The following is a 12073-nucleotide window of genomic DNA, read 5'->3' as shown; positions in this document are numbered from 1 at the left end:
TATTAGGTTTCGAATTTTTATGTGGTACAGACATTAGTTGAAAGGTAGGTTTCGCCTGCTTTGACTTATATCGCAAACTTGATAATTTATAAAGCTGGATTTGACGGGGGGATATTATGAAAGGTAGCAATCATTTTAATTTTCACAAGCTTTGGTTAGGACAGTCTATAAGTTTATTAGGTACTCAGTTTACAATAGTAGCTTTGCCGCTTTTTGCATTAGAGGTGTTACAAACAAGTGAAGCAAATGCTGCTATACTTCGTGGGGTTATATTCGTCCCTTATCTAATTTTTGGGTTAGTAGCCGGTGCTTTAATAGACATTTTTCATAGGAAAAATATTTTGCTAATTTGTAGTATATGTCAAGGAGTATTGTTTTTATCAGTATTCATACTGACTGTAACAAATATTATAACGTTCCCCTTATTGGTAGTTGTCATGTTTTTAAATGGAATATTCACCACATTTTACAACATCGCTATTCCTTCTTTCTTACCGGAAATAGTAACAGATAAAGACAACTTAAAAAAAGGAAATGCTCAACTAGCACTTTCAGAGTCTCTTTCTATAGTAATTGGTCCTATGCTAGCTGGAATCGTCATTACTCTAGTTGGATTAACAGGTTCATTCACTGTTGACGCAGTAACGTATTTTGTTTGTTTTATGTTTGTATTATTTATTTCAAAGTTTAAACCGCATACAGAGGGTTCTTTAAAAGACGTAAATATAAAATCCATATACCAAAACATATATGAAGGTCTGATATATTTCAAAAAACACCCTGTATTAGAGCCAATTGTGACATGTGGTGCTGTTTACGGTTTTTTTAAATACATACTAAATAGTATTTTAGTAATATTCCTTTATAAGGTAATGGGTCTATCTGAAATTGAAATAGGGTTTGTTGTAGGTTCAGCAGCGGTCGGATTTTTAATAGGTAATACGGTTCTCATGAAAAAAAGTCAACAAATTAATAATACAAAAATGCTTATTTATAGCGCTACTGTATCAGTTACCGGTTTGGCTTTTATACCGATAATGGGATATATGGGAACAATTTACGGTATAGTAGCCGCAAGTATTATACATGGTATGGGAGAAGGTGTATTTGGCCCTTACGCCGCAACTATACGACAACTTGCCTCACCAAATCACATGCTGGGCCGAGTAAATGCTGTACAGCGCACGCTTAATTGGGGAGCTTGGGCATTGGGAAGTTTTGCTAGTGCACTTTTAATTTCTATATTCGGGCTTCAAATTACATTATTTATAGGGGGATTTGGAACAACATTGTGTTTAGTGGCGTTGTTAAGACGAGGCATATTAAAAGGAACTGACATTGAATATACGAGTTCATTTTAGGGGAGCTGATATTGATGCATAAGGTATTAAAAGGAACTGACATAGAAAATAAACCACATATTTTATTTATAGGGGGATGGACAAAGCCTATACAAGATGCATTAGACAGTGGGTACACTGTTTCCTATATAGGATCTTACGCTAGACACATATATTTTGATGGATTTATCTTAGAAAAATGTTTCTATAAAAAAGAAATAGATACAACAAACATACCCTTATCTATATACTATGCTGAAGAATTATTTAAAGAGAAACCTTTTGATGTGGTTGTATCTTTCAACGAAACAGCATTAGATACGGCTTGTATAATTGCAAAGATTTTTAATGTTAAAGGACCTTCTTACAATGCTAATATGATAACTCGTAATAAAGACATGATGCGTGAAATTCTAGCAGGTAAAGACTTTTCGATAGATTCGACAGTTTGTAATAATACTGAAGACATTAATGAATTTTTGAATAAAAAAGATAGTGTTATAATAAAGCCGCCGATTGGGGCAGGGGGTAAAGGAGTATGTAAGCTAGACTCGGGAGATGACGTAGGGGTATTTATTGAAGAAAATGGTATTCAACTACCTGTTTTAGTGGAAGAGTATATTGCAGGTGATATAGTTTATACGGTTGAAACCGTTTCTTATAACAAAAAACATTCTATACTTGCTATATCAGCTGAAGTATGTAAAGAAGATACATTTCTAATAAACTATACGATTATGCCGGCACCTATAGATGAATCTCAAAAACAATTAATTATGGAGAAAGTAATGATGTTTTTGAACGACATGCAAATGGAAAATGGCATTACTCATACAGAAATAAAGTTAGACAAACAAAATAAGCCAATAATTATAGAGTCTCAAGTTAGAATAGGTGGGGGCAACATCTGGAAGATGGTGGAACTAACAACTGGCATATCTCAATTTGGATACTATTATGATGCGCTAAATACTGAGACTATAGATGAATTTAGATGTGTACCTTCAAAATGTCATGCTATGTCTTTAAGCTTGATTCCAAAACCAGGTTGCTTAAAAGAAATCAAGTATAAAGGGCTAACTAACATATCCGAGGTCGTATTAATTGATCTAGTAGTAAAAGAGGGCGATACCATACCAACTATTATAGATAGCACGCAACGCAAAGGGGCTATATTATTTATGGCTAATGATATAAAACATATGTATGAAGTTGCAGAGGAAATATGTAACAACATAACGTTTGTTTATGAGGATTTCTCAGAATGGAAACCTTCTTTTAAAAAAATATATGTAAAAAGAAATGTGGCAAATGACTGGTCTATATAACAAAGGATAATTTAAATCACATGTCTCTATTAACCAAAAATCGAATAAAAATGTATTAGCTAGAGCCATGTTTTTTGATGAAAATGACGAGTTTATATAACGAGTCCTTCAAAATCAATTACAATGAGCCGGTTTATCCTTAGTAGGACAAAAATTGGCTTTTTTGTATGAAAATGTGCTTAGTGTGGTTTTTGTTCGAAATACTGGAGAAATCCCATTGCTATCATGTAAAGAAATACATTCTTCCCTAAAATGAAATTTTAGTTTGATAGCGACGAGCTACTGATTGTGGAAAATCTCCAGGCTTCTATTAGCTGCTTAGTTGAAGAATTTGTTCCATAGCTCTTAAGGTATTGTAATATAAATAATAAAATTATCCTTCTGCCATTCATTTAAGTGGCTCAATCTCTACATCTTATGAATTCCCTGAAAGTACTAAAACTACGCAAAATAATTAACCATCCTATGCAATAAAGTTACTCCACTAAAGGGCCATATTGTGGTACTGTTAAGGAAAAGCGAGTAATTGCGTTGTACAAGGGGGTGTTGGGGTGAATGTAATTGCGTGGTTGATCGTTGCTTGTGAAATAGGGTTTTGGGTTGTTATAACTTTAGGTCTGCTCACACGATATATCCTTAAGAAAAATAAATTAGGATTGTTTTTCCTAGCTTTAACACCTGTTATTGATTTAATTTTATTAGTTGTTACGGGTGTGGACTTGTATCGTGGTGCGACTGCTACCCAAGTGCATGCAATAGCTGCTGTTTATATTGGAATCTCAATCGCATTCGGTAGGAGTATGATTGAGTGGGCTGATATACGCTTTCAATATTATGTGATGAAACAAGGAGCGAAACCAGTTAAAAGATTTGGCATGGATTATGCAAAACACTACTTTAAAAGCTGGGGACAACATGTGCTTGCTTTTCTAATAGGTGCCGGAATTTTATTTGTCTTAATCTATCTAATTAACGATTCTTCGCGAACAGAAGTGTTGGCTGGCTTTCTAAAAGTATGGACACTTGTGTTGGGTATCGATCTTTTGATTGCCATAAGCAATTTTATTTGGCCGAAAAGGAAAAAAGGATAGCAATTTAATAATATCGCAATTGGGCGTGATTGTTGAGCAAACACAGGTAGAAAAATGATTAAACTTTTTTATGAAAAATGATTCACTAGCAACAAAAAAACCAAGCATTTTGATCGAGTTTTCTTTCGGAATATTTGGTTTTTTTTATATTGAAAAATCAATTTTTGTAGCATGCTTTTGATCAAACTTTATTACAAACCAACAGCATTTATGGCAAGCTTATGGGTTAATAATTAATCCACGGCGAAGGTATGTTGATTTACGTTAATATTGAAGACGTTGATGATCCACTAAGCTTCGCAAGGAAAGTTAGAAGAGCGTTATGCAATTAACCTATTTATTAAGTTAGATGAGCAATAGGAAAGGATCTTTCGATGGAAGATCCTTTCCTATTATTCGTAAGTAATAGATTATGCTAATTAAAATATCTCGGATTATTAATGCTTTTTCAATGGTTTCACTAAATGCTTGAGACAGCCTCTTTCCATTTTTTACTTCAAGTTCTTTCATACATAAGATGAAGATTTTTATGAATTAGGTTTACTTGACTAGCAGACGAACGTATTTTTTGCAAGAATCGACATAATAATCTCCATTTTTATTGTAGTATCAGTGTTTAGTAGAAAATAAATATATACGACAAATTTTGACAAAGAAAGGATTGTATTTTTGTTATGCTATGAAAGTTATTGATTTGTAATGTGTATATAGGAGGATTTTTAAATGTCAAAGAAATTGTTATTATTTGCACTTATGAGTTTATGTGTAATTGCTTTAAGTGCTTGTAAAGGTAATGAAGAAAAGTTAAAGGGCGCGCCAGATGAGCAAAAAGTGGATGAAGACAAAAAAGTAGAAGAAGAAAAACGTAAACAAGAAGAGCAACAAAAAGCAGAAGAAGAAAAACGTAAACAAGAAGAGCAACAAAAAGTAGAAGAAGAAAAACGTAAACAAGAAGAGCAACAAAAAGCAGAAGAAGAAAAACGTAAACAAGAAGAGCAACAAAAAGCAGAAGAAGAAAAACGTAAACAAGAAGAGCAACAAAAAGCAGAAGAAGAGAAACGTAAACAAGAAGAGCAGCAAAGAGTAGAAGAAGAAAAACGTAAGCAAGAAGAGCAACAAAGAGTCGCTGAAGAAAAACGCAAGCAAGAAGAGAAGAAGGCTCAGCAACAGCAATCTACACAACAGGAGAGAACACAAAAACAAGAAAAACCGACACAAGCAACAGGTGGGAAACCAACAAGATCACAAATTTCAGTTGGTTCACATGTAGTTATTCAATTGGATAATGACTATAGTAAAACTGTAAGTGGCGTTGTGAAAGATATTTTGACACATAGTGAAACACATACATACGGCATTAAAGTTCGCTTACAAGATGGACAAATTGGCCGTGTTCAAAGTGTTAAATAATGAAAAAAAGATTTGACTACTTTTCAAATAAATTAAAATTAAAAAACCCGGTTCTTTCGTAAAGGAACCGGGTTTTGCATTTTGTTGGTGCTACTACACCTCTATTGATTTATCAGATACAAAATAGATGTTTTTATAATTTGAAAGACGAGGAAACGAACTTGGAGGGAGTATTAGAAGCATGTTTAAGAAGATGAAATCAATGGAGAAAAGGAACTGGTTTTTAAGTCTGGGCTATGGACCTATCCTCTCGTTCTAATCCACTAAAAAAAGAACTTCCCCATACCCATTAGACTACTAAGCATTCCAATTCCATTCATAGTGCCTTTTCCTACTGTAAGTAAGTTTCCAAGCATTCCTGGCTGACCGTAACCTCCGTTATTCCCCCATCCCATGGGACTTATCTGTCCGCCCCATCCTGGAGAGTTTCCGAAAATACCCCAGTTATTGTTACTGAATTTAAAAGCTTTAGCTGGCGGTGAGAGTAAGGCGGCAAGATGACCTTGTGCGAACATCCCTGTATGGTTGAATGGTTGAGCCCAGGGGATGGGAGGTTTTTGATAATTAAAACCTGCATGGCTTGGTAATGGGGTCCAATTAGCAGGATGTCCTTGTGGCATCATCCCTGCATAATAGATTGGCTGACCAAAAGAGAAGGGAGGAGGATCGGGAGTGAAAGTCATATAATTGGCTGGTGAATCCGAACCAATTGGATAGAAGCGACAACTCCAATCCTCACAAATCTTCAAACCACTCATTTCGTCAGCTTTATTTATTTGGGGCTGTGAATATAATGATGACATTGAATTTTGGTTATTATATTGTTCCTCGTTTTCCTTTGAATTCACATACCAATATTGGTGCATAAGCTTATTCCCCTTACTTTAAAAATGTAATGTTAGACTTAGCCTATGTAATATTTCTTTTTATGGATGGTTACATAACTAGATTTCCAAGCCTGTATTTAAAGGAATGGGTGTGTGGGCTGTCAGTAAAAAAACATGGATTAAAGTTTCGCTTTATTTTAGAAGGGTATTTTCATTAGCTCTTTTTGTTTATTTTAGCCTAATGTAATTTCGGTTAACAAACGTGTTTACATATTCATTCAAAATTTTAAGCTGGGTAAGTAGAATTGCTAAAAAGAGAATATCCATTCGAAGAGTTTGGCAAAATACTGCAAGGGTAATAAATTCTCGTGCAAATATGCAAACGAGTTAAATTAATCAATGGAATTGATAATGAAGGGGTAAATCAATCTATGAGTGAAACGTTACATAAAAGAAAACCACCATATGTAATGCTTGTAATCCTTTTTATTGGGGCATTTGTTTCATTTCTAAATAATTCGCTTTTGAATGTGGCCTTGCCATCAATAATGAAGGATTTAGATATTAAAGATTATTCAACGATCCAGTGGCTTTCTACAGGGTATATGCTTGTAAGTGGTATATTAATTCCGGCATCAGCATTTTTAATAACACGCTTCTCCAATAGGAGCTTATTTATTACATCTATGGTGATTTTTACTCTTGGTACGGCTTTAGCGGCTGTAGCACCGAACTTCGGTTTATTACTTACTGGTCGGATGGTTCAAGCAGCAGGTTCTTCAGTGATGGGACCTTTGTTAATGAATATTATGCTAGTAAGCTTTCCGAGAGAAAAAAGGGGAACAGCAATGGGGATTTTTGGGTTAGTTATGATTACAGCTCCAGCAATTGGACCGACACTATCAGGTTATATTGTAGAGTATTATGACTGGCGTTTGCTTTTTGAAATGATTTTACCGCTAGCAATCATTAGCTTACTGTTAGGGATTTGGAAATCTGAGAATGTCATGAGACAAAACAAAAATGCAAAACTTGATTATCTCTCATTACTATTATCTTCTGTCGGCTTTGGCGGTCTGTTATATGGGTTTAGTTCTGCAAGCTCAGATGGGTGGACGAATAAAGTTGTCTTAACAACCTTAATCATAGGCGCTATTGCCCTAATTGCTTTCATTATCCGTCAATTAAAAATGAATGAACCGTTGTTGGATTTACGTGTTTACAAGTACCCAATGTTTGCACTTGCGTCTGTAATTGCAATTGTTAATGCGGTGGCTATGTTTTCGGGGATGATTTTAACACCAGCTTATGTACAAAATGTCCGTGGTATTTCGCCGCTGAGCTCTGGGCTGATGATGCTTCCAGGTGCGGTAATAATGGGAGTTATGTCACCCATTACAGGTAAACTATTTGATAAGTATGGCCCTCGGCTTCTTGGTATAGTAGGACTTTCCATTACAGCTGTTTCAACTTATATGTTGGCAAATCTGCAAATCGATTCTAGTCACACACATATTATCCTTATTTACACATTGCGGATGTTTGGGATGGCGATGGTGATGATGCCACTTATGACAAATGGCCTTAATCAATTGCCAACTCGCTTAAATCCGCACGGTACAGCTGTTAATAATACAGCTCAACAAGTGTCCGGTTCGATTGGTACTGCTATTCTTGTTACGATTATGAATTCTGTAACAAAAACAAAAGCTGAAAGTTTAATCGCTCATGTAGATCCAACAACCTTCACAGAAGCTACGAAGGCAATGGTAACGCAGAAGGCTTTGTTATCCGGAATTCAGCATTCATTCTATGTAGCGCTGGGCATGAATGTTGTTGCGCTACTATTAGTTTTTTTCGTTAAACGTGTAGATACAAGCGCGGAAGCTGTCGAGAGGTTAAATCGATAGAGCGAAATAAAACTCGAGATGATGATTTCTACTAAAAGGGGAAAAGAGATGAAAGAAAAAGTGAAATAATTACACAGAATGAAAAAGGATTTGATATTCATATCAAATCCTTTTTCATTAGCAACAGAGTATACTTGCTTATCGTATTTGTTTGAATTGACATGAGAAACTACTGGTTTTCCTAATACTACAACCTTTAGCTCTCAATTTCTAATAAACATTATAATAATATGCCTCATTGTAATATATTATTTTTTCTGCAAGGTATAAATCTAATGTCAATAGACGGTTTAGATTACCAACCTTATAAGTAATATCATAATCGTGAATAGTTAGGGAAAAGATAAAATAAGGTAATCAATTACATATCTTTTGTCCCATGCGATTCATTGCTATCTTCTTTTTATTGAATGGGATATTTTAGTATTTTTTGAAAGGGTGTTTGTAATGGATAAAAAAGTATCTGCCATTCCTCAGCCGAAAACATATGGACCGCTAGGGAATCTCCCATTAATCGATAAAGATAAACCGACTCTATCGTTTATTAAGCTGGCAGAAGAGTATGGTCCTATTTTTCAAATTCAAACTTTGAGTGATACCATCATTGTCGTTTCTGGACATGAACTGGTAGCGGAAGTTTGTGATGAAACAAGATTTGATAAAAGTATAGAGGGTGCTTTAGCAAAGGTTCGTGCCTTTGCTGGAGACGGATTATTTACAAGCGAGACTGACGAGCCTAACTGGAAAAAAGCTCATAATATTTTGATGCCTACATTCAGCCAACGGGCAATGAAAGATTATCATGCTATGATGGTCGATATTGCCGTGCAACTCGTTCAAAAATGGGCAAGACTGAATCCGAATGAAAATGTAGATGTTCCAGGGGATATGACTCGCCTTACATTAGATACAATTGGTCTATGTGGTTTTAATTACCGATTCAATAGCTTTTATCGTGAGACCTCTCATCCTTTTATCACTAGCATGACCCGTGCTCTAGATGAGGCGATGCACCAATTGCAGAGACTGGATATAGAAGATAAACTCATGTGGAGAACGAAACGTCAATTTCAGCATGATATTCAATCTATGTTTTCTTTAGTAGATAATATTATTGCTGAACGTAAAAGTAGTGGGAATCAGGAAGAAAATGATTTACTTTCCCGTATGTTACATGTGCAGGATCCGGAAACGGGTGAAAAATTAGATGATGAAAATATTCGTTTTCAAATTATCACTTTTTTAATAGCTGGGCATGAAACAACAAGTGGATTGTTATCTTTTGCAATCTATTTTTTATTAAAGAATCCGGATAAATTGAAAAAAGCTTATGAAGAAGTAGACCGTGTTTTGACAGATCCCACTCCAACATACCAACAAGTTATGAAGCTTAAGTATATACGGATGATTTTAAATGAATCACTACGTCTATGGCCGACTGCTCCAGCATTCAGTCTCTATGCAAAAGAAGATACAGTGATTGGTGGAAAATACCCAATTAAGAAAGGCGAAGATCGTATCTCTGTTCTTATTCCACAGCTACATAGGGATAAAGATGCGTGGGGAGACAATGTGGAAGAATTCCAACCTGAACGATTTGAAGAGCTGGATAAGGTTCCTCATCATGCTTATAAACCATTTGGAAATGGCCAGAGAGCATGTATCGGTATGCAGTTTGCACTTCATGAAGCGACACTCGTAATGGGAATGCTTCTTCAACATTTTGAATTCATCGATTATGAAGACTATCAGCTGGACGTAAAACAAACATTAACGCTAAAGCCTGGTGATTTTAAGATTAGGATTGTACCTCGAAATGAAACTATTAGCCATACTACTGTTCTTGCGCCTACAGAGGAGAAACTGAAAAACCATGAAACCAAGCAGCAAGTTCAGAAGACTCCTTCCATTATTGGAGCCGATAATCTTTCACTTCTTGTTCTGTATGGCTCGGATACAGGGGTAGCAGAGGGCATTGCAAGAGAACTAGCGGATACAGCTAGTTTAGAAGGTGTTCAAACGGAAGTGGCAGCTCTTAACGATCGAATTGGAAGTTTGCCGAAAGAAGGAGCGGTTCTTATTGTAACTTCTTCTTATAATGGAAAACCGCCAAGTAATGCAGGACAGTTTGTGCAATGGTTGGAGGAATTAAAACCAGATGAGCTAAAAGGTGTTCAATACGCAGTTTTTGGTTGTGGAGATCATAATTGGGCTAGTACTTATCAGCGAATTCCAAGATACATTGATGAGCAAATGGCTCAAAAAGGGGCAACAAGATTTTCTAAACGCGGAGAAGCAGATGCAAGTGGTGATTTCGAGGAACAGCTCGAGCAATGGAAACAAAGTATGTGGTCTGATGCGATGAAGGCATTTGGATTGGAACTTAACAAAAACATGGAGAAAGAACGCAGTACTTTGAGCCTACAATTTGTCAGCCGTCTTGGAGGATCTCCTCTTGCGCGAACATATGAAGCAGTTTATGCATCTATATTAGAAAATCGTGAACTTCAATCATCTAGCAGTGAAAGAAGCACGCGACATATTGAAATATCCTTGCCAGAAGGGGCTACATATAAAGAAGGAGACCACCTTGGGGTACTACCAATTAATAGTGAGAAAAATGTCAACCGAATTTTAAAACGCTTTGGATTAAACGGGAAGGATCAAGTCATATTAAGCGCAAGTGGGCGCAGTGTAAATCACATACCTTTAGACAGTCCTGTTCGTTTATATGACCTTCTTAGTTATAGTGTCGAAGTGCAAGAAGCAGCCACTCGAGCACAAATACGAGAAATGGTGACATTCACAGTATGCCCTCCTCATAAAAAGGAATTGGAATCATTATTGGAAGAGGGAGTTTATCAAGAACAAATATTAAAGAAACGTATTTCAATGTTAGATCTTCTTGAAAAGTATGAGGCTTGTGAAATCCGATTTGAACGCTTTTTAGAACTTCTTCCGGCGCTCAAACCGCGTTACTATTCAATTTCAAGCTCTCCACTCGTTGCACAGGATCGTCTGAGCATTACGGTCGGTGTTGTAAATGCGCCTGCATGGAGCGGGGAAGGGACATATGAAGGAGTCGCTTCTAATTATTTAGCTCAGCGTCATAATAAAGATGAGATTATCTGTTTCATTCGAACGCCACAATCAAACTTTCAATTACCTGAAAATCCAGAAACACCAATTATCATGGTTGGACCAGGTACTGGAATTGCACCATTCCGTGGATTCTTACAAGCGCGTCGTGTTCAAAAGCAAAAAGGTATGAAGGTAGGAGAAGCACATCTATACTTTGGTTGTCGTCATCCTGAAAAGGATTATCTCTATCGTACAGAACTAGAAAATGATGAAAGAGATGGATTAATCTCTTTACACACAGCTTTCTCTCGCTTAGAAGGACATCCTAAAACATATGTACAGCATATAATAAAAGAAGATAGAATCCATTTAATTTCGCTATTAGATAATGGAGCTCATCTTTATATATGTGGTGATGGAAGTAAAATGGCTCCAGACGTAGAAGATACCCTTTGTCAAGCCTATCAAGAAATTCATGAAGTTAGTGAACAAGAAGCAAGGAATTGGTTGGATCGTGTGCAAGATGAAGGGCGATATGGAAAAGATGTTTGGGCTGGTATATGAATGTTTCTTAATTAAATAAGTAATATGTAACGAATGAACTTCTTTCGAATAAGTGAATAACTCATTTATAACAATCCCGTGTTTTTATTCAATACGGGATTTTATTATTTTTAATAAGCTGGACGGATACTGTAGGAAAAGAAAAAATCTCATATGAAACTAAAGCTATATAATCTTAGTTTGATGAGTACGGTGTTAAACACGTCATTTAAAATATAAACCTTTGCGCACTGGTTGAACAGTTTTTAGCACATTGTTAAATCGCTGGGGAATTTATTAAATTAGGTATACTTTCTATAACGTATGAGATGAACTCAGAGTCAGATTTGAATCACGGTGGACGTCACTGAATCACCCGCTTATCTTAACGTGTATTTTGATTCTACTGCCCCTTTTAGTATATAGGGGTATCGCCACATTGCTATCAAGTTAAGGTTTTACAGTACTTCCTAAATGGAAATTTTATTTCTCTATAGTTAGTTATTTTGAGAAATGAGCTCATTTTTTATTTTTGGGGTGTGT

At 35.9% G+C, this 12073-nt stretch carries 7 protein-coding genes and 1 pseudogene; 7 read left to right on the top strand and 1 reads right to left on the bottom strand.

Features of this window, described 5'->3' with window-relative positions; genetic code table 11:
* Positions 1 to 116: 116 nt before the first annotated feature.
* From PDQ40_RS08540 to PDQ40_RS08520, 5 genes and pseudogenes are all read left to right on the top strand, one after another.
* Entirely contained in the window at positions 117 to 1361 is a 1245-nt protein-coding gene (locus PDQ40_RS08540; protein ID WP_000678801.1) for an MFS transporter, read from the top strand.
* Between the two features lie 14 nt (positions 1362 to 1375).
* Positions 1376 to 2668: an ATP-grasp domain-containing protein gene (locus tag PDQ40_RS08535; protein WP_000549726.1), complete on the top strand. Its 1293-nt coding sequence runs from the start codon at positions 1376 to 1378 to the stop codon at positions 2666 to 2668.
* 551 nt (positions 2669 to 3219) lie between these two features.
* Positions 3220 to 3759, top strand: a complete 540-nt coding sequence (locus PDQ40_RS08530) for a hypothetical protein (RefSeq protein WP_001100682.1) — start codon at positions 3220 to 3222, stop codon at positions 3757 to 3759.
* 254 nt (positions 3760 to 4013) lie between these two features.
* Positions 4014 to 4091: pseudogene (locus PDQ40_RS08525) on the top strand (DUF1259 domain-containing protein); the annotation flags it as partial.
* 391 nt (positions 4092 to 4482) lie between these two features.
* Complete coding sequence (locus PDQ40_RS08520) at positions 4483 to 5169, top strand: YwbE family protein (RefSeq protein ID WP_270691368.1); 687 nt, start codon at positions 4483 to 4485, stop codon at positions 5167 to 5169.
* Positions 5170 to 5432: 263 nt separating this feature from the next.
* Here the strand turns inward: PDQ40_RS08520 and PDQ40_RS08515 are convergent, their stop codons facing one another.
* Positions 5433 to 6035: a hypothetical protein gene (locus tag PDQ40_RS08515; protein WP_270691367.1), complete on the bottom strand. Its 603-nt coding sequence runs from the start codon at positions 6033 to 6035 to the stop codon at positions 5433 to 5435.
* A 392-nt stretch (positions 6036 to 6427) separates the two neighbouring features.
* On the opposite strand from PDQ40_RS08515, the gene PDQ40_RS08510 reads away from it, so the two are divergent.
* Together PDQ40_RS08510 and cypD are read left to right on the top strand one after the other, a co-directional pair.
* A complete protein-coding gene (locus PDQ40_RS08510; RefSeq protein ID WP_270691366.1) occupies positions 6428 to 7906 on the top strand; it encodes a DHA2 family efflux MFS transporter permease subunit in 1479 nt (492 codons plus the stop codon).
* Positions 7907 to 8353: 447 nt separating this feature from the next.
* Entirely contained in the window at positions 8354 to 11551 is a 3198-nt protein-coding gene (gene cypD, locus PDQ40_RS08505) for a bifunctional P-450/NADPH--P450 reductase (protein ID WP_270691365.1), read from the top strand.
* Positions 11552 to 12073 lie beyond the last annotated feature (522 nt).

This window comes from Bacillus cereus group sp. Bc061 (assembly GCF_027715825.1).
Classification (GTDB): domain Bacteria; phylum Bacillota; class Bacilli; order Bacillales; family Bacillaceae_G; genus Bacillus_A; species Bacillus_A paranthracis.
The sequence above is the reverse complement of the archived record's forward strand: the minus strand, read 5'-3'. Positions and strand labels throughout refer to the sequence as shown.